General features: G+C 68.5%; 16 protein-coding genes and 1 pseudogene. 10 read left to right on the top strand and 7 right to left on the bottom strand.

Annotation, left to right across the window (positions count from 1 at the left end):
* Window positions 1-25 precede the first annotated feature (25 nt).
* Window positions 26-154 (bottom strand): annotated as a pseudogene (locus GGR71_RS21255) (YdeI/OmpD-associated family protein); the annotation flags it as partial.
* A 447-nt stretch (window positions 155-601) separates the two neighbouring features.
* On the opposite strand from GGR71_RS21255, the gene GGR71_RS19970 reads away from it, so the two are divergent.
* From GGR71_RS19970 to GGR71_RS19985, 4 genes are all read left to right on the top strand, one after another.
* The gene (locus tag GGR71_RS19970) at window positions 602-2710 is read left to right on the top strand and encodes a methyl-accepting chemotaxis protein (RefSeq protein WP_160961990.1); all 2109 of its coding nucleotides are present in this window, start codon (window positions 602-604) and stop codon (window positions 2708-2710) included.
* A 232-nt stretch (window positions 2711-2942) separates the two neighbouring features.
* Complete coding sequence (locus tag GGR71_RS19975; protein WP_184452259.1) at window positions 2943-3848, top strand: type II toxin-antitoxin system RelE/ParE family toxin; 906 nt, start codon at window positions 2943-2945, stop codon at window positions 3846-3848.
* Window positions 3849-4520: 672 nt separating this feature from the next.
* Window positions 4521-4976, top strand: a complete 456-nt coding sequence (locus GGR71_RS19980; protein WP_160961994.1) for a hypothetical protein — start codon at window positions 4521-4523, stop codon at window positions 4974-4976.
* Between the two features lie 599 nt (window positions 4977-5575).
* On the top strand, window positions 5576-6838 hold the full coding sequence (locus GGR71_RS19985; protein WP_160961996.1) for an alpha/beta hydrolase: 1263 nt from the start codon (window positions 5576-5578) through the stop codon (window positions 6836-6838).
* Window positions 6839-7130: 292 nt separating this feature from the next.
* Here the strand turns inward: GGR71_RS19985 and GGR71_RS19990 are convergent, their stop codons facing one another.
* Entirely contained in the window at window positions 7131-7832 is a 702-nt protein-coding gene (locus GGR71_RS19990; protein WP_237474452.1) for a DUF2306 domain-containing protein, read from the bottom strand.
* A gap of 270 nt (window positions 7833-8102) precedes the next feature.
* On the opposite strand from GGR71_RS19990, the gene GGR71_RS19995 reads away from it, so the two are divergent.
* Complete coding sequence (locus GGR71_RS19995) at window positions 8103-8927, top strand: restriction endonuclease (RefSeq protein WP_160961998.1); 825 nt, start codon at window positions 8103-8105, stop codon at window positions 8925-8927.
* Window positions 8928-8958: 31 nt separating this feature from the next.
* Window positions 8959-10518 carry a TIGR04141 family sporadically distributed protein gene (locus GGR71_RS20000; protein WP_160962000.1) on the top strand — a complete coding sequence of 520 codons (1560 nt, stop codon included), beginning with the start codon at window positions 8959-8961 and terminating at the stop codon, window positions 10516-10518.
* Window positions 10519-10765: 247 nt separating this feature from the next.
* Here GGR71_RS20000 and GGR71_RS20005 read toward each other — a convergent pair whose 3' ends face one another.
* Entirely contained in the window at window positions 10766-11089 is a 324-nt protein-coding gene (locus GGR71_RS20005) for a type II toxin-antitoxin system Phd/YefM family antitoxin (RefSeq protein WP_456362645.1), read from the bottom strand.
* A 297-nt stretch (window positions 11090-11386) separates the two neighbouring features.
* Between GGR71_RS20005 and GGR71_RS20010 the strand changes: the two genes are divergently transcribed.
* Complete coding sequence (locus tag GGR71_RS20010; RefSeq protein WP_152236469.1) at window positions 11387-11719, top strand: hypothetical protein; 333 nt, start codon at window positions 11387-11389, stop codon at window positions 11717-11719.
* A 224-nt stretch (window positions 11720-11943) separates the two neighbouring features.
* On the opposite strand, the gene GGR71_RS20015 is transcribed toward GGR71_RS20010, so the two are convergent.
* Complete coding sequence (locus GGR71_RS20015) at window positions 11944-12510, bottom strand: TetR/AcrR family transcriptional regulator (RefSeq protein WP_160962002.1); 567 nt, start codon at window positions 12508-12510, stop codon at window positions 11944-11946.
* 85 nt (window positions 12511-12595) lie between these two features.
* Here GGR71_RS20015 and GGR71_RS20020 point away from each other — a divergent pair, with 85 nt between their 5' ends.
* Window positions 12596-13339, top strand: coding sequence for an SDR family NAD(P)-dependent oxidoreductase (locus tag GGR71_RS20020; RefSeq protein WP_160962004.1), 744 nt, complete (start codon window positions 12596-12598; stop codon window positions 13337-13339).
* A 300-nt stretch (window positions 13340-13639) separates the two neighbouring features.
* Here the strand turns inward: GGR71_RS20020 and recD are convergent, their stop codons facing one another.
* The 3 genes from recD to recC all read right to left on the bottom strand — a co-directional run bounded on the left by recD (window position 13640) and on the right by recC (window position 22996).
* On the bottom strand, window positions 13640-15628 hold the full coding sequence (gene recD / locus GGR71_RS20025) for an exodeoxyribonuclease V subunit alpha (protein ID WP_184452262.1): 1989 nt from the start codon (window positions 15626-15628) through the stop codon (window positions 13640-13642).
* Window positions 15629-15746: 118 nt separating this feature from the next.
* On the bottom strand, window positions 15747-19592 hold the full coding sequence (recB, locus tag GGR71_RS20030; RefSeq protein ID WP_160962008.1) for an exodeoxyribonuclease V subunit beta: 3846 nt from the start codon (window positions 19590-19592) through the stop codon (window positions 15747-15749).
* Window positions 19589-22996: an exodeoxyribonuclease V subunit gamma gene (gene recC, locus GGR71_RS20035; protein ID WP_160962010.1), complete on the bottom strand. Its 3408-nt coding sequence runs from the start codon at window positions 22994-22996 to the stop codon at window positions 19589-19591. Before recC ends, recB begins: the two co-directional genes overlap by 4 nt.
* 531 nt (window positions 22997-23527) lie before the next feature.
* Between recC and GGR71_RS20040 the strand changes: the two genes are divergently transcribed.
* Both GGR71_RS20040 and GGR71_RS20045 read left to right on the top strand, forming a co-directional pair.
* Window positions 23528-24319, top strand: a complete 792-nt coding sequence (locus GGR71_RS20040; RefSeq protein WP_160962012.1) for an ABC transporter ATP-binding protein — start codon at window positions 23528-23530, stop codon at window positions 24317-24319.
* A complete protein-coding gene (locus tag GGR71_RS20045; RefSeq protein ID WP_160962015.1) occupies window positions 24319-25068 on the top strand; it encodes an MlaE family lipid ABC transporter permease subunit in 750 nt (249 codons plus the stop codon). Before GGR71_RS20040 ends, GGR71_RS20045 begins: the two co-directional genes overlap by 1 nt.
* The last annotated feature ends 40 nt before the right edge of the window (window positions 25069-25108 follow it).

Consider the following 25108-nt stretch of genomic DNA (forward strand, 5'->3'; position numbering starts at 1 on the left):
GCGCCAGGCGCACGCCCCACCGCCTTCATTGCGCCTGTGGCGCAGCGAAGGCCTTGCTATACAGGCCCGAGCGGTCGAAGCAGCAGACCCGCCGCTTGCCCACGGCAAGCATGTCGCAGGTGCTGGCGATGCGCTCGAACCGGGTCCGCACCTGCGCGGGGCACGGCGCCATCCGCGAGGCAGCACACGACTGCAGGGCGCCTCTAATAACTCGCTTTGCCGCGACTCGAGCGGACATGTCGTGCCACCTTCGTAGGAGCGGCTTCAGCCGCGACGGTAGCGCTTGTGCAGTTACTGGAGATGCCCAGCAGACGATCCCGCGGGTCACGCGTGGGCAGCGGGCAGCGGGCAGCGGGCAGCGATGCTCGGCCAGGTGCGCATCGCAACCACCATTGCCGTCGCAGACCTGTCCCACGTCACGTTCTGCGCATCCGGCATCGGGCCATGCAGCGCCGCACCTACAGTTCGCCTGCGTGTCGCCGCTATTTCCACGCCGACGCGGGGTGGCGCATGCCGAACGTGCGTAGCGGACACCGGCAACCCTCCGGCCCGTCCACCGTCACCCACCGTCGATCCTTCCACTGCCCCTCCCCCACCTCCAATGCACGTCTTCTCGCATCTGCGCATCGGCCAGCGCCTCGCGCTCGGCTTCCTCACCCTCATCGTGCTGATGGTCCTGCTCACCGTGGTCGGCATCCAGCGCGTGCACAGCATCGACCGGCGGCTCACCGCGATCAACGAGGTCAACAGCGTCAAGCAGCGCTACGCGATCAACTTCCGCGGCAGCGTCCACGACCGCGCCATCGCCCTGCGCGACGTGGTGCTGCTGGACGATGCGGCCAGCCGGCAGGCGACCGAACAGACCATCGACAAGCTGGCCGGGGACTACGCACGCGCCGCGCAGCCGCTCGACGCCCTGCTCGCCGCCTCCACCGACGCCCAGGAGAAGGCCATCCTGCAGCGCATCCAGGGCATCGAAGCGCGCACCATGCCGCTGATCGCACAGGTGCGGCGCCTGCGCGATGCCGGCAACACCGTGCAGGCGCAGGCGCTACTGCTGCAGCAGGCGCGCCCGGCCTTCGTCGACTGGCTGGCCAGCATCAACACCTTCATCGACCTGCAGGAAGCCAAGAACCGCCAGGCCGCCAAGCAGGCGATGGCCACCGCACGCGGCTTCGCCCTGCTGATGGTCGGCTGCACCGTGCTGGCGCTGCTGCTGGGCACGCTGATCGCCCTGCTGCTCACCCGCCGCGTGGTGCGGCCGCTGCGGCAGGCGCTGGGCCTGGCCGAGCGCATCGGCGCCGGCGACCTGAGCAGCCCGGACATGGCCACCACCCACGACGAGGCCGGGCAGTTGCTGCGCGCCATGCAGCAGATGCAACGGCGCCTGCACGAGGTGATTTCCGCGCAGCGCGAGATGGCCGCGCGCCACGATGCCGGCGCCATCAGCTACCGCATGGACGCGCAACGCTTCCCCGGCGAGTACGGGCGTATGGTCGCCGACACCAACGCCGTGGTCGATGCGCACGTGCAGACCCAGCTGCGCATCACCGAGGTGATGGGGCGCTACGCCATCGGTGACCTCCGCCAGGACATCGCCCACTACCCCGGCGAGAAGGCCGCGATCACCGCGGCGATGCAGCAGGTCAAGCAGAACCTGCACGCCATCAACGTGCAGATCCAGACCCTGGCCGAAGCCGCCTGCGCCGGCAACTTCGCCCACCGCGGCCAGCCGGAGAAGTTCGAGTACGCCTTCCGCAGCATGGTCGAGAACCTCGACACCATGATGGCCACCGCCGACGCCAACCTGGCCAAGTTCTCAGCGCTGTTGCGCTGCATCGCCGACGGCGACCTCACCGTGCGCATGAGCGGCAACTTCCACGGCGTGTTCGCCGCCATGCGCGACGACGCCAACAGCACCGTGCACCGCCTCACCGACATCGTCGCGCACATCCAGCGCACCACCAACAGCATCGGCTTCGCCGCCGAGGACATCGCCAGCGGCAACCAGGAACTGGCCAAGCGCAGCGAGCAGCAGGCCACCAGCCTGGAAGAGACCGCCGCCTCGATGGAGGAACTGACCTCCACCGTGAAGCAGAACGCCGAGCACGCCCTGCGCGCCAACCAGTTGGCGCTGGGCGCGGCCGGCGTGGCCAGCGAAGGCCGCGACGTGGTCGGCCAGGTGGTGGACACCATGACCGGCATCCAGGCCGCCTCCAAGCGCATCGCCGACATCATCGCGGTGATCGACGGCATCGCCTTCCAGACCAACATCCTCGCCCTCAACGCCGCGGTGGAAGCCGCGCGCGCCGGCGAGCAGGGCAAGGGCTTCGCGGTGGTGGCCGCGGAAGTCGGCACGCTCGCGCACCGTTCGGCCGGTGCCGCCAAGGAGATCAAGACCCTGATCGACGACTCGGTGCAACGCGTGGCCCACGGTGCCACGCTGGTGCACCAGGCCGGCGCCACCATGGACCAGGTGGTGGCGAGCGTGCAGCACGTCACCGACCTCATGGGTCAGATCTCCGCCGCCTCGCACGAACAGGCCAACGGCATCGCGCAGGTCAACCAGACCATCGCGCGCATGGACGAGACCACCCAGCAGAACGTGGCGCTGGTGGAAGAAGCCAGCACCGCGGCACGCTCGCTGGAAGAGCAGTCGGCGCAGCTCACCCAGGCGGTGGAAGTGTTCAAGGTCGGCGCCTACGTCTGACCTGCGGGAGCCGCGCCGCCGCGTTTCCCACGCCGGTTCGCGGCGCGGGCGAGCCGCGGCCGCCGCGGGCCGGCAGCGACCCAGCGCGTGAACGGCAGGTGTCGGCTGATGCCGGCCGTCGCACCGGCTGCCATGGCCAGCGCCGACACAGGCGGTACGATGGCGGCTTCCCACGTTCGCCCCCTCCCCGGAACCGCATGAAGGCTGGCCTCCCCGACGGCGCCGCGACGGCATGAGCCGCGCGTCGCACCGCGCGCCCGTCGCCGCCGAGACCCGCAGCGAGCGCTGGCAGCGCTGGATCGCCTGGCTGCTCAGCGCACTGCTGCACGTGCTGATGGCCCTGGCCCTGCTGTATGCGGCCAAGCCCACCATGTCCACGCCGCAGGGCGCGGCCGGCGGCAGCCGGATCCGCGTGGATTTCCTTGGCGAAAGCGACAAGCCGGCAAAGCCGCTGCCGCCCAAGCCCAGCCCGCCGCCGGCGTCCGCCACGCCCAAGCGCCACCACGCCACCACCACCGTGCAATCCACCCTGGTCGCGCAGTCCGACGACCCGGTGCCGCCGCCCGATCGCGCCGACACGCCGAAGGCGGCCGACACCCCGCGCACGGCCCCGGTACCGCAGCCGCGTCCGGCACCGCCGGCGCCCACCCCGCCCGCGGACGCCCCGGCGCCGAGTCCGGCGCAGACCGCCGACAGCAATCCGCCGCCGCCGACCGAGCGCCGTCCGCAGACCTGGACCGGGCGCCCGCCCGGCGCCCTCGACACCGACACCGCGCCGGACAACAGCGGCCTGGCTGCCGGCCCCGGCAGCCGCGGCAACCGCCATGACATGGACGCGGCCCAGCCCAGCCTGGAGGTCGGCGGCTACCTGGTCTATTACGACCTGGGCAGCGAGAGCCAGCTGCGCACCTGGCAGCAGCAGGGCATGAAAGAGATGTTCATCCTGCTGCCCGGCACCGAGTACCGCATGGTCTGCCCCCTGGAGATCGCCCTGACCCGCGGCTCCGGCAAGTGCCGCGCCCTGCCGCCGGATTCGCCGGAGCTGAAGAGCATCGGCGACGCCCGCCAAGTCATCACCATGCTGCAGGTCTACCACCAGGGCGAACTGGTCTGGCGCGGGCCGGGCCCGTATCGCTGAGCCTGTGCGCGGAGGCGGTGGGTGCGTCCAACCTCACTGCGTCGGGACTGAAGTCCCTCCCACAATGAGTGACCGGCCTTCAACGCTATCGTCAGGGCTTGCAAAAAAGCCCGGGCTGTCCGCCTGTAGGAGCGGCTTCAGCCGCGACGAGCGAAGCCATTGGCGCATCCGAGTTCACTGCAGCCGGGACTGAAGTCCCTCCCACAAGGAGCGACCAGCCTTCAGTGCTGGCGTCAGCACCTACACCGGGGCAAGGGTTCCGTGCCTGTGGGAGCGGCTTCAGCCGCGACGAGTGGAGCCATCGGCATATTCAACCTCACCGCGGTCGGGACCGAAGCCCCTCCTACAAGGATGACCCAGCGGTCAGCGCTTCAATCAGTACCTACACAGGAAGCAAAGGTTCCGCCCTTGTGGAAGCGGACTCAGCCGCGACGAGCCGGAGCCATCGGCCATCCGATCTCGTTGCAGTCGGGACTGAAGTCCCTCCCACAAGGAGAGACGAACGGTCGGCGCCCCGCGCACCCGACCACCACCGCCCAACGCCCTCACGCCCGCTTTGCATTCGCCGCCGACACGGTTGCTAGAGTCGGCCCGCGCCGCTGCGGCCGCCTGTCCCCCGCTTTGCAGGGTCCGCCGGGCCCGGTGTTTTTCCTCCATTGAAGGAGTCTCGACATGCCCTGGAAATTCCCCCTCGCACCACTCGCCCTCGCCGCCGTCGCCTTGCCCGCGCTGGCCCAGTCCGACCGGCAGGTGGCCGAGAACATGCTGACCCGCTCGGCCAACGTCTGCCCCGGCCACAGCACCGAGCGCACGTCGCCGACGGTGAAGGCCGTGCCGGTGGGCGCGTTGCGGGTGATGCTCGACCGCGGCCTGGTGATGTGCCCCGACCGGCGCCTGGATGCCGCCGCGCCGGCCGTGTTCTACGGCAGGCTCGGCGTCTTCGCCTGGAACCCCGAGGTCGCCGCCGGCTCCAGCGTGATCGTCAAGCAGATCGATGCAATGACCCGCAAGGACGAGTACCCGCCCGACACCCTGGTGTGGGACGCCAAGGGCACCCCGCTGAAGCAGCAAACGGTGCCCGCGTTCGAACCCAAGCCCGGCGCCACCGTGCTGTACCAGGTGCGCTGACGCTGTTCCGCTGGCTCGCGCGCGGGCCAGGACGGTCGATCGACGCCGGCGCGCCCGAAAGGTCCGCCGGCTTTTTTGTCCGGTGCTGCGGGCTCCATCGCGACCACGCATGGCGACGGACAAGACACAGCGCGACCTGCATGGCATCGACGGTGTCCTGCCCTTGTCCTGGCGGCGTCCACCAAATCCATGGTTTCGGACAATCATCGAAACATCCCACGCGATTATCTCCCGCCTATCTTCGATTATCTTAAAATCAAGATTATTAACTTCTGAAAATTCCGCTCCAGAAGCGTAGACAAATTCCTGCAACGTACACGCCATCAGCCGAAACAAGCGAATTCGGCTGGATTCACGCGAAACCATGCGGATGTTTCATCCTTTCCTCGTTGCCACTGTGGCGCAGCGCACGCCGCGGCATCGATGGATCGCGGATTTTTCCAGCGCGATATGTCGCGCAATGCCGTCGCATGCGATGCGAATCAATACCGCAGATAAACATTATCTCGCCGTGTCGTAAAAATAATGCGGACGACATAGTAGCGTCTGCGCCCTCCCCCACCCCCCGGGCGACCGGGATTCGACACGAGGATGTTTCCATGGTCACACAGCGGAATCGGCTGGCACTGCACGCACTGTCCCTCATCGGCCTCGCGGGCGCGTTGTTGCCTCTGGCCGCCACGGCGGCACCGGCGCGCGGCACCGTGCTCAAGAGCAATGTCCTGACCAGCTACACCCACCAGGCGATCGCCACGCTGCTGGCCAACGACCAATCCCCCGACCAGGCCAAGTGCGACGTGCGCGTGGCCGAGTTCACCTACGCCACCATCGGCGTCGATGGCGAACCCACCACCGCGTCGGCCGCGCTGCTGGTGCCGGGCGGCAGCCAGTGCCCCGGTCCGTTCCCGCTGGTGAGCTACAGCCAGGGCACAGAGTCGCAGCGCCGTGCCGAGCAGGCCAAGGAGATCCGCGACGACAAGGGCGACGACACCATGGTCACCCACCTCGCCACCCAGGGCTACGTGGTGGTGAGCAGCGACTACCTCGGTATCGGCCAGTCCACCTACGCGTTCCACCCCTACCTGCACGCCGCGTCCGAGGCCAGTTCCACCATCGACGCAATGCGCGCCGCGCGCCAGGTGCTGCAGCGGCTCAACACTCCGCTGTCGGGCAAGGTGATGCTGACCGGTTTCTCGCAGGGCGGGCATGCCGCCATGGCCACCCAGCGCGAGATCGAAGCGCACCTGTCCAACGAGTTCAACCTGGTCGCCAGTGCGCCGATCTCCGGCCCGTACGCGCTCAGCCAGACCTTCCGCGACAGCTGGAGCGGCCGCAACGCGGTGGGTGAGAACACCTTCGGCATCGTGCTGGCCAGCTACGCCATCGTCGGCATGCAGCACACCTACAAGAACCTCTACCTCGACCCGTCGCAGGTGTTCCAGGATCCGTGGGCCAAGAAAGTGGAGAAGCTGTTCCCCGGCAACCAGAGCCTGACCGACCTGGTGCTCGGCGACACCCTGCCGGGCGTGGACAAGATCCGCCAGTACTTCCAGCCCGGCTTCTACAAGGACTTCGCCAGCAACGCCAACGACCCGTTCCTACGCGACCTGGAGCGCAACGACCTGCTCGACTGGGCGCCACGCACCCCGACCCTGCTGTGCGGCTCGGACAACGACGCCACCGTCCCGCTGAAGAACGCCACCACCGCCATCGCCGCGTTCAAGGCCCGCGGCAGCAACCAGGCATCCGTGCTCGACCTGGGCACCGGCAAGCCCAGCGACAACAGCGCGCTGGAGCACCTGGCGACCGAAGACGCCTGCGCCATCGCCGTGCGCCAGCAACTGTTCGACAAGCTCCGCTGAGGTCGCGGCGGACGATAACGCAGGCGCATTCCTCCCCCGGCGCCTGCGATCGTCCGTCCCGCTGGCTGCCACGCCTGGGCGCAGGCGTGGCAGTGTTTTTCTGTGGGGTGCAGGCGCTGCACGATGCCGGCGCCGATGCTGGGACGACGATGACCGTACTTTGTGCGGAGCTGCGCGACAGCGCGTGCGCGAGCGCTGGCACACCTGACTCGGGATTGGATGACGGCAAGTCGGCGTGGCGATACCGGCAGCGGCAATCACCGGCCGGCACACGATTCCACACACCTGGCCATCATCCCGCGCCGAGACCGGCTCCACGCGGCACCATCGACATCAGCTTTCGTCGACCCCGCGCATCGGCGACCGCGCGACCCACGCCATACACCGACAATGGCACCACCCAACTGGCCCACAGCAGCAGCGCGATCAAGCCCGGCGAAGGCGTCAGGCCCAGGCCGATCGCCGACGGCAACGCCAAGCGGAACACCACCGGCGCCAGCGTCGCCAGATAAGCGCGCACCATCCAGCGCTGGTGCCGCAGCACCTGCCCGCGCCAGATCGCCACCAGCCCGACCGACCCGGTGACCAGCCACGCCAGCGCCGTGGCCGCGAATGCCACCCGGATCAAAGGCGGCGCCGGCGAGGTCGCGATCAGCCCGACCGCCCCGATCATCGCCACCACCATCCCCACGAAATACACCCGCCCCACCCAACGATGCAGCTGCGGCCAGCGCCGCCACCGCTGCGTCGCGAACTGCAGCGCCCCCAGCAACAGGCCGACCGCCCCGCCACCGAGATGGCACCACAGCCATTCGCGGCGGGTCATGAACATCGCATAGGCCGGCGACTGCAGCGACGCGTACTTCAGATAGACCGAATGGACGAACTCCGCGGCGAAAAGGGCCAGGGCGAACCAGAGTAGCCACCAGGCGAGTCGCACGACGAGCTTGGTGCGCGGTGCCGCAGTGTGGCGTCGCGTCGGCTCACTGTTCATCACTGTCCCACGCTGCGCCGGACCCTCGGCAGCGCGACGCTAGCATGGACGTCTCGGCGCCACGGAAGGCGGCGACGGGCGGCGGACAGGAGGGTCTGAGAACGCTGCCGCACACGTCGCTTCTCCGATCGCGCAGGCGATCCGGCTATCGATCGCGACGCCACCACCTAGCCGTAAATGCAACGTGTGTCTCGCTTCGTAGACGACGCAGTTAACAGTACAGACATCTGCCGCGCACAGGTCTATGGTCGATCCGGGGACGGGGGTCGCATGGGACGCAGACAGGGGAAAACCGGATTCGACGCGCTGGCGGCGTTGCCGTGGCCATCGGGAATCATGGCCGGCATCGCCGGCTTGCTCGCCGTGCGCGACGGCATCCCCTGGTGGTTCTCCCGCCACGACGGCGCGCTGTCGCAGGCCCTTGCCCAGCAAGCGGAAGGCGCATTCGCTCCGATGGCGTGGATCCTGCTGCTGCTCTGCTGGATGGCGGCGCTCGCCTCATTCCTCAAGACGCGGCATCGCCGCCGCCTGCTGGACACGCGCACCACCCTGGAAAGCCTGGCCGCCGGCGGCTGGCGCCAGTTCGAACTCCTGGTCGGCGAAGCCTTCTGCCGCCAGGGCTACGCGGTAGAAGAAACCGGCCTCGGCGGCGCCGACGGCGGCATCGACCTGATCCTGCGCAAGGACGGCCGCCGCACCCTGGTGCAATGCAAACAGTGGAAGCGCCAGCAGGTCGGCGTCAGCGTCGTGCGCGAGATGTTTGGATTGATGGCGCACCACCAGGCCGATGCGGTGAAGATTGTTTGTGTTGGCAGTTATACGAATGATGCCCGACGGTTTGCGCAAAGCAAGCCGATCGAACTGATTAGTGGTGAGCGGTTACTGAGGATGATTCAGGCAATGCGGCGAAACAGCGCAGCTGATTCCTCTTTCGTGCGTCATAGCGAGTCGGTTTTATCCCCTGCGATTGACGCTCAAAATGAAGCAACTGCTGCCTGCAGGCGATGTGGGAGCACGCTTGTACGACGAATCAATAGGCATGCAGGCGAAGCTTTCACTGGCTGCAGTCAATTCCCACGCTGCCGCGGAACATGACCCAATATTTCGTCTCCCGGGAGATTAAATCTTGCAAATTATCACTATAACCGTTTTCCTTATCAGGAAAAGTAGCTATCCTGATTTCCTTAGACTCCTTAAGGAACTAGGCAACGGATTTGTTTTGTCCGGCGGGCTTAATGGCTATTTTTATCCCATTGAGGATCATCAAAAAACCCCTGCCTGGGCGAATACTATATCGCAATCACTTGTACCAAGCCATGCAGTCTCCAACTTGAAGTCACAGAGTCCGGCTGGAATCATGTCGTGCAGGATCGGCAAGAAGCTTCTCGCAGTGACTTTCGGCCATGCTTGGATGAAGCTAAAAGGTGACTGGATAGAACATGACTTCGGTAGACGCGTCGCCCTTAATATTCTCGAAGAGGATGACCTCAAGCAAATTCGGTCCGAGCAAGTTCTTGCGAAAAGGCATCGATCAATAGAGAGATCTCCAAACAACGCCAAGCTTTACTCGTTTAACTACGAAAGCGACCGCGATCTAGTTTTTTCAATTGAGGGGATTGGTCGGAGAAAGTTACTTAACGGAAATATTAGAGGCGGAGCGGCGTTTCGATTTGATGCTGAAATCAGCAGCCTCGCTAGTTCATTGTATGAAACCACTAAACTTCTGGGTTACGGCTATCAAAATAAGTTCCCTGATATTGACAATCTTATCTCCGTAACCTCAAAAGACGAGATTATCGATTTAGAGAGTGAATTGGACATGGAAATAGCCAATGGCAACAAATCAAATAAAATAACGATGGCACCTCCTTCGTCACTGGAAACTTTTGACCAAGATATCTATTTCTCCCATGGCAGATGGGCAAAGAAGCATCATACAAAGTCGTGGTCACTGAACTATTCCGAATGGGTGTCATCATTAAAGGGAATTATACCGACACTCGAAATGGCGTCAAAAAGTTTCATAAATGTAGTGGATGCGTCCACGAGCATGCTTAAGACGAAAATTTCTGCCAAAGAATCTTTTTCTTTTGACATATCTCGCTCAAATGGACATTTTTTAATATTCTCAGGGAAATGGTATAAGGCGTCCCCCAACTTAGAGAAAAAGATATCATCATTTTTGAAAGAACTTCAACCACCATCTTATCCTCCGCCTGCATGGAATCAGAAAGATGATGAAAAAAATTACAACCTCAATGCTTGTGCTGTTGCCCCTCATCTATTGCATATGGATGCAAGGATAGTTCATTATGGCGGCAATCAGTCAAAGTTCGAATTTTGTGATTTCGCGGATCACACCCAAAAGATTCTCTATTTTGTAAAGAATCCGAGCTCCTCAGCTGGAATGAGCCACCTTTATGAACAAGCACGCAGAACAAGCGAGTTGTTTTTTGGAATCAACAAGGGCTACATAGAGGCCCTAACTTTAACAATGGCCAAGAATCATCCGGCAGCTGTTATTGATTGGATCAAAAATCCGCCCCGTAGCAGCGAATGGGAGATATGCTTGGTATCAATGGGAAAACCTGCTCACCTACTACCAATGTTCGCGAAGTGCGGATTAATGCGCTTACATCGCGAACTTTCCAAAAGATTCAAGACAGTAACTTATGCGATGGTTTAGCACGAAACCGACACAACCAGAGTAATTACGCATTCGGCGCCAAGTTTAGTAAAAAAGAAGTCCAATATTCTATCCACACAGACAATAAGCTCTCTTAAGCGCTCTGCCTAAAGCCGCTTACAAGTCGCGGATGACCCAGGCAGAAATCCTAAGCTGCCATTTTCATTCACCATCCCACAGCCCAGCGAAAACGTTTCGATCGCGTCGAGACACGTGAGGAAGCTCTCCGTTCGACGCGATGCAACGGTCAACCCTGCTTCTTGGCCGCGCGCTTGCCTCGGCTTACCTCGTCAGGTGTATTGATCGGCGCACGCCGCTGCTGCAGTTGGCCGATGGCCACGTCGGCATCGACCGTGCGACCGGCGGCGATGTCGGCCAGGCCGCGCTTCGCATCGTCGAGCAACAGCAGGTGGATGCGCTCGCGCTCGAGCCGGTGATAGTAGTCCAGCCGGTCGGCGTCGATCAGCGCGACGTAGCTCTCGCCGTTCTTGGTGATGATCTTCTCGGCGCCGGCCTTCGCCTGGTCGGCCAGTTCGGAGAGACCGGCGCGCGCCAGGGTGAAAGGCACCACGTCGTTGACGGAAAAGCCCAGGGCCGGCTCCTTTCACTATTGATTACAGGATTCTGTAGAGGCCGCCTGCATGGTGTTGTTGCGAGCGCACACGGAAGCGCATACGGGCAAAGCCCAATGCGTAGCAGAGCGATGGACAAGGCCGCAACAACGCAGGTTGCATCCCCCTCTTAAGCGCTGTGGGCGTTCCAGCCCGCCGACCGGATTTCTGCGGCTCCGTCCTTCCCCGGAATCTTGACCTCCCATACATCCAGCCCACCGCATCCTCGCCCCGATTCCAACACCGGAGGCGGGGACATGACGAAGTGGATGGGAGCGGCGCTGGCCGCGGCGATGCTGGTGACCGGCTGCGCCCGGGTGGAGGGCGAGAAGTTCGTCGGCCACTGGGTCAACGTGGAGTCGAAGGACGACACGATCGACATCGAGCGCAACGGGGAGTCGTTCATGGTGCGCAACACCACCCCGCGCTTCTTCACCCGCAAGCCCAAGACCGAGAGCTACCCGGCCATCTACAAGGACGGCGTGCTGCAGGTGAGCAACGACGGCGAGACGGTGAACTTCGCCATCGACGAGGCCGATGGGCACCTCAACACCGGCAGCGACGAGTACCAGCGGGTGCCGGCCAAGTAAACGCGTCACCGGCGTGTGTCGTCCCGGATGACGCTACGCCCACAGTGAGATCCGCACTGCGTGCTGCGCCAGCGCGGCGCGCAGCGTCGTCTTGCTTGCACTCGGGGCAGCGTCTGACGCGCACGAGCGCGGATCTCTGCGGTTCTTGCCGGCTTGCGGATGGACCTCACGCATAACACCGGCGGCATCGCTGAAGCCCTGCCCGCGCGCCGCGGGTCCACCGGCTAGGCCCGCGGCGCGGGCGCCGCAATGCCTTCCACGAACAGCCCGATCAGATGCGCGATGCGCGTCTTCGGCGAGCCGAGCTGCTCGGTGGCCAGCGAGGTCGCGGTGGCGACGACCACGAGATCGTCGAACGAGACGTCGCGCCGGACGACACCGGTCTTCTGCGCGCGCCGCAATAGCTGCTGGCCTTCCTTGCTGACGGCCTCGCAGCCCGGCGTGCCGCTCTGCAGTACCGCGCCGAGCGAGGCGGCAAGCCCGCGGTAGACGCTGGTATGCAGCGCCAACTCCTCCAGATACGCGCGCAGCGCGGCCAGCGCATCGAGCGTGCCAGCGCGCGCGTGGCTGGCCGCGGCGAGCGACAGGAAGCGTCCGCTGTAGGCCGCGGCGAACAAGGACTCGCGCGTGGGGAAGCGCCGATAGAGCGTGCCGATGCCCACGCCGGCGCGCTTGGCGACGTCCTCCATCGACGCCTCGGCGCCGCGCTCCAGGAACACCTCCTCGGCCGCCGCGAGCAGGCGCTCGCGGTTTCGTTGGGCATCGGCGCGCAGGGGGGTGTCGGCGGTCAACGGGGCTTTCCGGCGTGGCTTGTGGAAACGGAGGCTACCTCCGTATAGTAAGTGGAGCAATCCTCCACTTATCAAAGGAAGCGAGATGGACAAGCGATTCGAGGGCAAGGTGGTCGCGATCACCGGCGGCACCGACGGCATCGGCCTGGTGACGGCGAAAGCATTTGCGCGGGAAGGCGCGCAGGTCTACATCACCGGGCGCCGGCAGGACCGGCTGGACGCCGCCGTGGCGGAGATCGGTGGCGGCGCAGTCGGCGTGCAGGGCGATGTCGGCGTTCCCGAGGACATGGATCGGCTCTATGCGCGCATCCAGCAGGACCATGGCCGGCTGGACGTCGTCTTCGCCAACGCGGGCGTGTCCGAGTCGGCGGCGCTTGGCGAGATCGACGTCGCGCACCTGGAGCGCCTGCTGGCGACCAACATCAAGGGCACGGTCTTCACCGTGCAGAAGGCGCTGCCGCTGATGACGACCGGCGGCGCGGTGATCCTGGCGGGCTCGGTGGCGGGCAGCAAGGGAATCGGCGCGCTATCGGTGTACAGCGCGACGAAGGCGGCCATCCGCTCCTTCGCGCGCACCTGGACGACCGACCTGAAAAGCCGCGGTATCCGGGTGAACGTGGTGTCGCCCGGCATGGTCCACACGCCAGCCATGCAGACCTACCTGGAAGCGAATGCAGAGGCCGAGGCGGCGTTCAAGCAGATGATCCCGTTCGGCCGTCTCGGCGACGCGGAGGAGATCGCCGAAGCGGTGCTGTTCCTGGCCTCGGACGCGTCCAGCTTCATCGCGGGGCACGAACTGTTCATCGATGGTGGGGTCATGGCGATCTAGGCCTGCGTACGAGCGCGTGGTGGTGAGCGAGAACGCCCGCCTGCTCCATCGCTCGCGCGTGGCGGTTGGCGGCATTCTCGCCATCGTGCGTGGCGCGCGTGGCATGGCATGGATGCCTGCGCGCGGTGCGGGTCGGCCAAGCCGACAGCGTCACGGACGATCGAGCCAGAGATCTGCGCGCGCTTCTGTGCTGGCTCTTGTTCAGTGTGGCGCGCGGGCCGCACAGCGCCCGATAAGCGGCGTTTTCAAAGACATCTGCTGCAAACAAATCAGGGGCGCGTTGCAACGCGCCCGGAGCAGTCAGAACAAAGAGCCCTGGCTCGGGACTGGCTCATCCTTCGCTGGCGGCGGTGGTGGCGGTGGTTGCGGATCGACACTCAGTTCCGCCCCACCCAACCGCCACGCCAATCCCGAAATCCTCGCCGCATGCCGCGCCAGCGCGGCGCGCAGTACCGGTTCGCTGGCGGCGATGTGCAGCGCGCGGCGGGCGCGGGTGATGCCGGTGTAGACCAGTTCGCGGCTGAGCACGCGGGCGTCGCGGGTCGGCAGCTGCAGCCAGACTTCGTCGAATTCGCTGCCCTGGGCCTTGTGTACGGTCATGGCGAAGGCGCTCTCGTGCGCGGGCAGCGCGGCAGGGTGGAAGCCGCGGACCTGGCCGTCGCCGGCGCCGTCGAACCAGGCGACCAGCGTGCCCTGCGCGTCGCGCAGGCAGATGCCGACGTCGCCGTTGAACAGGCCGTGGCGGTAGCTGTTCTCGGTGATCAGCAGCAGGCGGCCGTGGAACCAGGGCGAGGCGGCGCCGAGGCGGCGCGCGCCGCTGGTGGTCTCGGCCAGCAACTGCTCGATGCGCGCGTTGAGCCCGCGCGCGCCCTGCGGGCCGGCGCGCACGGCGGTGAGCAGGCGCAGGCGCGCGGCGGTGCGCAGGGCTTGCGCCGGGTCGTCGGCGTCGCCGAGGGCGCGCCAGTGCGCGAGCAGGGCGTCGCCGCCGGCGGCGAGCGGGTCGTCGACGCCGTCGTGGTAATGCACGCCGGCGAGCTGGCCATCGCGCAACAGGCGCAATGCGCCATCGGCATCGCCGCTGCGCACCGCATCGGCCAGCGGCGCCAGGGCGAAATCCTGGGCCTGGCGGTAGCCGCGCAGCAGGTGCACGCGGTGTCCGGTCAGGCCGGCGTGGTCGTGCGCGACCGCGCTGTGGCCGAGCAGCGGCTGCAGCGCCTGCGCGTCGTCGGGCTGCAGCGCGTCGCCGGGGCCGGCGGCCTGCAGGATCGCGGCGAGCACGTCGCCGGCTTCCACCGAGGGCAACTGGTCGGCGTCGCCGAGCAGGATCAGTTGCGCGCCATCGGCCACGGCTTCGACCAGTTTGCACATCAGCGGCAGGTCGACCATGGAGGCTTCGTCGATCACGATCAGGTCGAACGGCAGCGGGTTGTCGGCGTCGTGGCGGAAGCGCGGCAGGTCGGGGATGACGCCGAGCAGGCGATGCAGGGTGCTGGCGCCGGCCGGCAGTGCCTCGGCCAGGGTGGGGTCGACGCCGTCGGCGAGCGCGCGCGCCACCGCGGCGCGCAGGCTCTCGGCCATGCGCTCGGCGGCGCGGCCGGTGGGCGCGGCCAAGGCGATGCGCGGCGGCGGCAGGCCGGCGGCGCGGGCCTGGGCGAGGCGCAGCAACAGCAGCCGGGCGATGGTGGTGGTCTTGCCGGTGCCTGGGCCGCCGGTGACCAGCAGCAGCGCGCGGCGCAGGGCCAGGGCGGCGGCTTGGGCTTGGCGGTCTGATGGGTCGGCGGCGGCCGTACCCTCACCCGCCCTGCGGGCACCCTCTCCCGGGGGGAGAGGGAAGAGCTGGGCGAACAGGGGGGCGAGGGCCGACGGGTCGCTGTGCGGCAGCGGCTGCGCGGCGAGGCGGCGCAGGCCCAGGGCCAGGCGTCGTTCGTATTCGCGATAGCGGCGCAGGTACAGCAGGCCGTGTTCGAGTACGAGTGGGCAGTCGGGGCTGGCGGCGTCCTCGGCGGCGGGTTGCGCGACCCAGCGCGAGGCGGCCAGCGCGCGGCTCCAGTCGTCCGCGGTGGGCAGCGCGGGGGCGGCGCCGTCGCGGGTGTCGAGCAGGAGGCTGGCGCGCGCCGGGTCGAGGCCGGCGTGGCCGCTGGCCACTGCCAGCGAGGCCAGGGCGGCGCCGGCCAGGACCAGGTCGGGGGTGTCGGGGTCGAGGCGGGCCAGGCTGTGCGCGAAGGCGTGGTCCAGCGTGCGCAGGGTGCCGGTGCGGTAGAGGGTGGCGAGGAGGTTGGATTGGCTCACGGGGTGGGGACTCCGTGAGCGGACGTACCCTCACCCCTACCCCTCTCCCGGGGGGAGAGGGGCTTGAGCGTGCGCAGGGTGCCGGTACGGTGGAGGGTGGCGAGGAGGTTGGATTGGCTCACGGGGTTGGGGCTCCGTGGGCGGACGGACCCTCACCCCAACCCCTCTCTCCCACGGGGACTTCCTGCGGTCGCCGGGGGGAGAGGGGCTCGGTCGGGGCACCGGCGAACAGGGTGTCGACGCCTTCGATCAGGTCCGGGTCGAAACGCCAGGCGTGCACGCCTGGCGATGGGTTGCGTGCGGCGTCGAGGCCGCGGCAGAACAGGTAGCGCACGCCGCCGAAGTCGCGGGCGTAGTCGTAGCCCTCGCCCAGGCGGAAACGCAGCCAGCGGTGCAGCGCCACGGTGTAGATCAGCGCCTGCAAGGTGTATTCGCTGTGCGCCATCGCCCGCGCCAGTGCGTCGGGGTCGTAGGCCGGCAGGCGGTTGGACTTGTAGTCGAGCACGTACCAGCGGCCATCGTGGTGGTAGGTCAGGTCGATCAGGCCGGTCATCAGCCCCTCCAGGCGCTGCCGCGCGCCGAACGCCTGGCGCTCGCCGGCCACGCCGAAGCGATGCAGCAGCGCCAGCAGCGCATCGACCCGGGTCGGGCGCATGGCGAAGTGGAACTCCATTTCGTTGCGCCGCTGCTCCTCCGGCACCGCGGCCAGGCAGGTGCCTTCGGGTAGCGCCACGGTGAGGGTGTTGCCGACGAGGGCGGTGAGCATGGCGGTGCCGTCTTCCAGTTCGTCCTCGGCGTAGCCGCCGCGCTGTAGCGCTTCGACGATGGCGCTGGCCTGCCCGGCCGGCGCCGGCTGGCCCGGACGCCAGCCGCGCCAGGCGGCGAAGTCGCAGCGCTCGAACACGTCGTGCATGGCCACGCCGAAGCGGTTGCCGACGAAGCGGCGGTCGACCATGTCCACCTCCACCGCGGCGCTGACCGGCTCGCTTGCGGCGGGCTCGTCGCTGCCGCCGCTGCTGGGCACGGTGGCGCTGGCCATCGGGTCGCTGCCGGCGTCGGCATTGGCCAGCTGGGTGAAGCTGTACACCCACCACTCCGGAAGCACCCGCCGCTGCGGCACGCGCGCCGGCGGCACTGGCGGTGCCGGCTCGGGCGGCAGCCGCGGCAGTTGTGCCGGCGGCGGCGTGGTGTCGAGGGCGACCGCGCCGACACCGGCGGTGGCCTGCAAGGCGTCGAGGTCGCGCAGCATCGGCTCGAGCGCGGTCGCGTCGTGCTTGAAGAAGTGGCCGGTGGCGATCCACAGCGCATGCTCGGCGCGGGTCAGGCCGACATAGAGTAGGCGCGCGTCCTCGGCATCTTGCGCTTCCCTCCATTCCTCCAACACCGCTTTCCATTCGGTGGAATCGAGCTGATCGGGCGGCCAGTGCAAACAACGTTTGCCGTCCCGGTGAATCGCCACGCGCTTTCCCGGCTTTTGTTCGGGCGATTTCCGACCTATACCGACATACGGCAAGAACACCAGCGGGTACTCCAGGCCCTTGCTCTTGTGCAGGGTGACGATCTGCACGCGGCGCGCGTCCGACTCCAGGCGCAACTGCTGCGTTTCGTCGCTGTCGTCGGCATTGGCGATGTGACGCGCCAGCCAGTCGACCAGGCCATGCGGGCCGAGCGCTCGGGTGTCGGCTTCCTGCAGCAGTTCGGCCAGCTGCAGGTAGTTGGTGAGGCGGCGCTCGCCATCGACCAATGCCAGCAGGCGCTGCCCGTGTGCGGCGCCGAGGTCGCCGATCAGGGCCAGCGGGCCGCCGCGCTGCCAGCGTTCGCGCCAGTCCAGCGCCTGTTGCTGCCAGCGGCGGTGGCGCTCGCCGTCGTGGTCGAGTGCGGCGATGGCCGCGGCGTCCTCGCCGATCAGCACGGTGGCCAGCGCCGCGCGCAGGCGGCCGTCGTCGCCGGGGTCGAGCAGCGCCTGCAGCAGCGCCAGCAGTTCCAGCGCCTCGTCGGTGGCGAACAGGCTGCGGCGGCCGGCGGCGACCGCGGGAATGCCGGCGGCGGCCAGCGCCTGCTGGATGCGCGTGGCCTCGCCGTGGCTGCGCACCAGCACCGCGATGTCGCCAGCCTGCACGGGTCGGCCGAGCAAGCTGGCGCTGCCCTCGCGGGCCTCGGCCAGCCAGCCACGAATCGCCGCCACGCAGGCGGCGGTGCACAACTCGCGGGCGCGGCCGGCGTTCCACGGCTTGGGCTTGCCCGGCCCCTTGGCGGTGGCCGGCGGCGGCGGCGGTTCCGGCGCGCGCCACACGGTCAGCGCCGGGGCCGGCACACCGCCGCGTTGCAGATCGGCATCGGCGCGCTTGCTGCCCGGCTGCACCGGGTGGAAGGCGATGCCGTCGGTGAGGAAGGCCTCGGCGTAGCCGGCCTGCGCGTACAGCGCGTCGATCGCCGCCAGCAGCGCCGGGCGCGAGCGGAAGTTGTGCGACAGCGGCGGCGCGCGTTCGGCGTCCGCGGCGGCGGCCAGATAGGTGCGCACGTCGCCGCCGCGGAAGCCGTAGATGGCCTGCTTGGGATCGCCGATCAGGGCCAGCAGCGGCGGCGTGTCATCCGGAGCGAGCAGCGATGACGCGATCGCATCGCCCTGCGCTGCGGCGGGGCCGGCCGTCTCTGCGGCGAACACCTTGCGGAAGATCGTCCACTGGCGGTCGTCGGTGTCCTGGAATTCGTCGACCAGGGCGACCGCGTACTGCGCGCGCAGCCGCTGCGCCAGTGCATCGCCGTGCGGGCCTTCCAGCGCGCGCGCCACGCCCTCGACCAGATCGTCGTAGGTCTGCACGCGGCGCTGGCGCTTGAGATACGCCAGCCGTTCCGCCGCGTCGGCACGCAGCGCGTGCAGCAGGCGGATGCGACGTTGCATCTGCCAATGGCGTACCTGTGCATCTGCCTGTCGCCAAGCATCCAATGCGGCGAACAACGGTGAGGACGGAACGCGGTCCTGCATTCCGTCCTTGCAAAATTCGCGCAATCGCGACGGCAACAGCTTGTCGAGGTGGCTCCGTTCGTCCAATACCCAGTGCGCCTCGGCACTGCCCATCCAGAGTTGCTCGAACGCCTTGTCGAAACTTGGACGGCGCGCACGGCGTCCATCGAACACCTTGCTGTCGAACGCGGCAGCGATGGCATCGTAGGCCTGGTCCGCGTGCGCATCCAGCGCGGCGACCAATTCACGTGCGGCCGCGTCGCGTGCGGCCGATGGATCCGGTACAGGCGCCGCCGCCGCCGGCAACAGCGTCGGATGCCGCACCAGTTCGCGCAGATCGATGGCCATGCCATCCGGCCCGCCCGGCCACAGCGCCACCAGGTCCTCGGCCATCGCCGGATCGGCCGCGCGTTGCCGCCACAGGTCGGCGGCGACGTCGCGCAGCAGTTCGCGGTCGTCGGTGAGCAATTGCGGTGCGGCGAAGGCCTGGCCGCTTTCCAGCGCATGCTCGCGCAGCACGCGCGCGCAGAAGCCGTGGATGGTGAAGATGGCGGCGAGGTCGATGTCCTCGGCGGCCTGCTGCAGGCGGCGGCGCAGGGCGGTCGGGGTTTCGGTGTTGGTGGCCAGGTGCGCGGCGAGGATGGCGCGGGTGAGGGCGACGTCGGGTGGGTCTTGTTGTAGGAGCGGCTTTAGCCGCGACGGGTCTTCTGCGATTTCTGTCGCGGCTGAAGCCGCTCCTACGAGGCTTCCATCGGCGTCCGGCACCAGCGTCGCCGCCAGCGCCAGGCGCTCGCGGATGCGCCGGCGCAGTTCCTGGGTGGCGGCCTCGGTGAAGGTGACGGCGAGGATCTGGCCCAGGCGCAGGCCGCGTTCGACCACCAGGCGGGTGAACAGGGTGGCCAAGGTGAAGGTCTTGCCGGTGCCGGCGCTGGCCTCGATCAGGCGCACGCCGTGCAGCGGCAGCTGCAGGTAGGGGTCGCGGTCGGGCATGGCGCTCATTCGGCGTCCTCCTGGGTGCCGCGCCAGCGCTGCCAACTCTCGTTGAGCCGTTCGGGATCGAGCGCGGGGCCGGCCTCGCCCTGTTCGAGCAGGCTGAACACGCGCTGGCTGGTGGCGGCGAAGTCGGCGAAGCGCTGCGCATCGGCGAACGGGTCGCGGCCGCGGCCGACCAGGCGCAGTTCCGGGCTGTCCGCCTCGCTCCAGCCGAAGCCGGCCTGCCACTGCGCGGCGGCGTCCTTGATCGCCTTGTCCAAATCACCGGCGCGCACGGCCTGGTAGTACTTCCAGCTGCTGTACGGCGCGAATGCCAGCGGCGCCTGGCGGCCGTGGCGATACAGCTGCAGCAGTTCGCCCAGCGCCTGCTGCGCCTGGGCGGCGGGCAGCGGTTCGCGGTCCATCGGATGCGGGCCGAGGCTGTCGTCGTGGTCGAAGAAGCGCACGTAGGGCACCTGTTCGCCGGCGGCACGCAGCAGCAGCCATTCCAGGCCGTGGCGGACCGCGCTGCGCCCGCTCAAGGTGCCCACCTGCACGCGCGCCACGCCGGGCGCGTACCAGCCCGGCAGGCGGCCGTGCAGTGCGGTGCCGTCGAGGTCCACCTGCAGCCGCGGCGCCAGCGGCGCGTCGTCGCTGCCGCGCCATTGCCGGAACGCCTCGGCGTACGGGCGCAACTGGCGCACGCGCTCGTCGAGCTGGCGCCGGCCCAACGGCCCGGACGGCAGCAGCGCGCGGGCGCGCAGGCGCTCGTACAGGGCCTCGGTGTCCTCGCGCAGCACCGCGTCGAACACCTGCTGCTGCAGGCCGTACTGGTCGAGCCCACGGCTGGGCGCCAGCAGCGGCTCCAGGTCGCTGTCGGCCTGCGCCGGATCGGGCAGGCGCAGGCCGAGGCGCTGGCGCAGGAACTGCCCGGCCGGATCGACCAGCAGCCGGCGCAGGTCATCGATGGACAGCTGCGCCGGCAGCGCGTCGTCGGCCGCGGCCGGCAAGGCGTCGATCCACGGCGCCAGCGGCTGGCGCTGGCCGACCAGGCTGTCCACCGCCGGCCGCCACTGTCGGCGGTAGCTGAAGCGGCGTGGATCGGCGTCCTCGGCACCGGTGGCGCCGAACGCGGCCGCGGCGAACGGCTGCAGCGGATGCCGCACCACCAGCGCCGCGGCCGCGGCCGGGTCGGCGTGGTACTGGGCGGCGCAGGCCAGCAGCTCGCCGACCAGCGGCGAGGGTTCGCGCACGCTGCCGTCGCGCGCGTCGGCGCCCAGGTAACTCAGGTAGAACACCTCTTGCGCCGAGGCGAACAGCTGCAGGAACAGGAAGCGGTCGTCCTCGCGGGTGGAACGGTCGCCGTGGCGGCGGCGCGTGGTGCCCAGTTCGGCGGTGAGGCGGTTGAGCCCGGCGGCCGGATCGCGGCGCGGGAAATCGCCGTCGTTCATGCCCAGCAGGCAGATCACCCGGAAAGGCAGCAGCCGCATCGGCACCATGCGGCCGAAGCTGATGCCACCGGTGAGCAGCGGCGCGCGCGTGTCCGATTCGCCCAGCACCGCGGCGAAGTGCGCGCGCACCACCTCGGCCGGCACCGCGTCGGCGTAGTCGGCACGGGCCGCGTCGCGCGCGAACTGGTCGATCAGCGCACGCAGCCGCTCCAGCGCCCGCTGCTGGCGCGGCGCAGACGGACTCTGCGGCAGCAGCGCCTCCAGCAGGCCCAGCAGCACTTCGCGCCACTGCGCCGGCGGCATCGGCTCGGCCAGCGCGGCCTGGTGGCGGTCGAGCACGCGCAGCAGGCGCAGCAGCGTGTCCAGCGCGGCCAGCGCGCTGCCTTCCAGCTGCGGCCACGGCGCGACGCCGTCGATGTCGTCCTCGGCACCGCTGGCGTGGCCGAGCAACAGCCGGTCCAGGGCGAAGCGCCAGGTATAGGCGTCGTCGGCCGGCGCCTGGTGGCGCTGCCGGTGCGCCGCGTCCAGGCCCCAGCGCGCGCCGGCGGCGTGCAGCCAGGCGCGCAGGCGTTCCAGCCCGGCCTCGTCCAGGCCGGCGGCCTCGGCGATCGGCGCGCTGGCGATCAGGTCCAGGATCTCGTGCAGGCCGAAGCGCGCGATCGGCAGGCCGAGCAGCGCCAGGAACACTTCGGCCAGCGGTTCGCTGGCCAGCGGGCTGGCGTCGGCCAGCGCGTAGGGCAAGGCGTCGTCGCCGGCATGGCCGCCGAACACCGCGTCCAGGTACGGCACGTAGGGGTCGATGTCCGGCGACAGCACCGCGATCTCGCGCGGCTGCAGCGGCGGCTCGAAGCGCGGGTCGTCCAGCAGCGCGCGCACCTGGTCGTGCAGCACCTGCAGTTCGCGCAGGCGGGTGTGACAGGCGTGCACCTGCACGCTGGGATCGTGCGGATCCACCGCGGCCAGCGGCGCCGGCCGGGCCGGCGCACGGCGGTGGAACAGGTCGCTCTGCATGCGCCGCAGCAGGCTGTCGCCGAGGCCGCCGCCGGCCAGCGCGCGCCGGCCCGACTCCAGCGGATCGGCATAGACCGCGATCTCGGCCAGCGGATGCACCACCTCGTAGTCGCCGATCAGCGCCATGAAGTCGCGCCCGGCCGCGCCCCAGGCCTGCAGCAGCGGATTCTCCTGCACCTGCTCGGCGAACAGGTCCACCGCCCCGCCCTCGCGGCGGCGCTGCCATAGGGTCTGCAGATCGCCCCAGTAGCCCTGCGCCGGGGTCGGCAAATAGAAGTGCAGCGTGCCGGCGCGCGCCTGCGTGGCCAGCACGCGCAGCACGTCCGGAGAGATGTTGAGCACCGCGAAGGCGAACAGGCGCCGCGGCAGGCCCTGCGGCAACGGCCCGTCCGGCCGCGCGTAGCGGTCCAGATACTGGCCGATGCGCCGTGCGCGGTAGGCGCGGCCGCTGGCGATGCGTCGCCACAGCCGCGCCTGCGGATCGTCCGGGTCGGCGCCGCCTTCCCAGCGCAGCAGCCAGTCGCGGCGCCAGGCCTGGTACTTCTCGAACACGTTGCTCAGCTCGCCAGCCAGGCTCCACGGCTTGAGCGCATCGCCGTCGGCCAGGTAGCCAGCCAGCGGCGCCAGTGCCGTATCGGTGCCCAGGTCGCCCTGCAGCGCCGCGTACAGGCGCCAGTGCATGGTCGCCATGTCCAGGTCGTCGGCGGCCGCGCCGAGATTGCGCTCCAGCGCGCGGGCGACGAACTCGCCGGGGGTGAGGAACTCCAGGTTCGCCGCCACCCCGTGCACCGCGGCCAGCGTCGACTGCAGCCAGCGCCGCATCGCCACCTGCGGGATCAGCACCACCTCCGGCGCCAGCAAGGGCTGCTCCGGCGGCGGCCGGCGCAGTTCTTCGGCGAGCAGGGCGGCCAGGGTATCCAGCGCGTTGGACGGATACAGCCGGAAATCGGGCGCGGACGGGGCGGGCATGTATTGGGCATTGTGCCGGATGCGCGCAAGCGGCGCCTTTGCGCGAGGCTCTTCCCTTCTCCCATCGGGCGAAGGTGCCCCGCAGGGGCGGATGAGGGTACGGGCACAGCCTCGTGCCCCAAACGGCGCGAGTCGCTTCGCGCCGCACCCTCACCCAACCCCTCTCCCGGCGGCAGGGGGCTAGCGCTCCCTTCTCCCATCGGGACCATGGCCCCCTTTTTGCGAGAAGGTGGCCCGAAGGGCCGGATGAGGGTACGGGCGCAGCCTCGTGCACCCAAACTGCGCGAGTCGCTTCGCGCCGCACCCTCACCCAACCCCTCTCCCGGCGAGAGAGGGGCTTGGACGTCGGTGCTTCTTCCCGACGAAGCCGCTTGCCTGACGCCGGCGCCAAGGGCCGCACACGCTGTTGCACGAACAGGGCGACGCCGGCGCGCACAGGGGCGTGAGCAGTGCCACAATACTGCACGGGCCAGTTCGGTTAAGTTCAGCCGAACGGATCGATCCTATGTTGTATTTTCGTTAAAGGCCGCAATGGCGTCTTCCGAATCCAATCTGGTGCAGTTGTCGGGCGTGCGCATCGACCGCGGCGGGCGGGCGATCCTGCGTGACGTGTCGCTGAGCGTGCCGCGCGGCAGCATCACCGCCGTGCTGGGCCCCTCCGGCAGCGGTAAGTCCACGCTGTTGGCGGCGCTGACCGGCGAACTGGTGCCGGCGGCGGGCACGCTGCAGGTGTTCGGCAAGCCGCTGCCGCGCGGCAGCCGTGCGTTGCGCGAGACGCGCAAGAGCATCGGCGTGCTGCTGCAGGGCAATGGCCTGCTCACCGATCTGAGCGTGGCCGAGAACGTGGCACTGCCGCTGCGCGCCCATACCCGTCTGCCCGAGCCGGTGCTGCAGCGGCTGGTGGCGCTGAAGCTGCACGCGGTGGGCCTGCTGGCCGCCGCCGATGCCTGGCCGCGCGAGTTGTCCGGCGGCATGGCGCGGCGCGTGGCGCTGGCGCGGGCGCTGGCCCTGGACCCGCCGCTGATGATCTACGACGAACCCCTGACCGGGCTGGACCCGATCGCCTCCGGCGTGATCATGAGCCTGATCCAGCGCCTCAACCACACCCTGGGCCTGACCAGCATCATCGTCAGCCACCACGTCCACGAGACCCTGCCGATCTGCGACCAGGCCGTGGCCATCGCCAACGGCGGCGTGGTCTTCGCCGGTACCCCGCAGGACCTGCAGGCCAGCACCGATCCGCTGCTGCAGCAGTTCCTGCACGGCCGGCCCGATGGCCCGATCCCGTTCGATGCGCCGCAGCGCGCGCGGAGCGCCGCCTGATGGCCATCGTCGCCCCGATCCGTTCCCTGGGCCGCGCCGGGCTGTTCTTCCTGACCGTGCTGCGCGGCTCGCTGCCGACCCGCGACCTGCTGGCCGAGCTGATCCGCGAGATCTACAAGGTCGGCGCGCGCTCGCTGCCGATCATCGCCGTGGGCGGCGCCTTCGTCGGCCTGGTGCTGACCCTGCAGGGCTACCGCACGCTGCAGACCTACGGCGCCTCCGATGCGCTGTCGACCCTGCTCGGCCTGTCGCTGTACCGCGAACTGGCGCCGGTGCTGACCGCATTGCTGTTCATCGGCCGCGCCGGCAGTTCCATCGCCGCGGAACTGGGCCTGATGCGCGCCACCGACCAGATCAAGGCGCTGGAGCTGATGGCGATCGACCCGGTGGCCAAGGCGGTGGCGCCGCGCTTCTGGGCGGCGGTGCTGACCGTGCCGCTGCTGACCGGCATCTTCTGCTCGCTGGCGATCAGCGCCAGCTACTTCGAGACGGTGGGCGCGCTTGGCCTGGACCGCGGCACGTTCTGGTCGGCGCTGTCGAGCAGCGTGGATTTCTGGGACGACTTCGGCGTGGCGATGCTGAAGTCGGCGGTATTCGGCGGCACCGCGGCGCTGGTCGCGGCCTATGTCGGCTTCCATGCCGAGCCGACCATCGAGGGCACCTCGGTGGCCACCACCCGCGCCGTGGTCAATGCCTCGCTGCTGGTGTTGATGTTCAATTTCGTCATGTCGGCGCTGCTGTTCCGCTGAGCGGCGCCAACGCGGGACCGGCCGGCGACGGCAGGCCCCG

The organism is Xanthomonas sp. F1, from assembly GCF_014199855.1.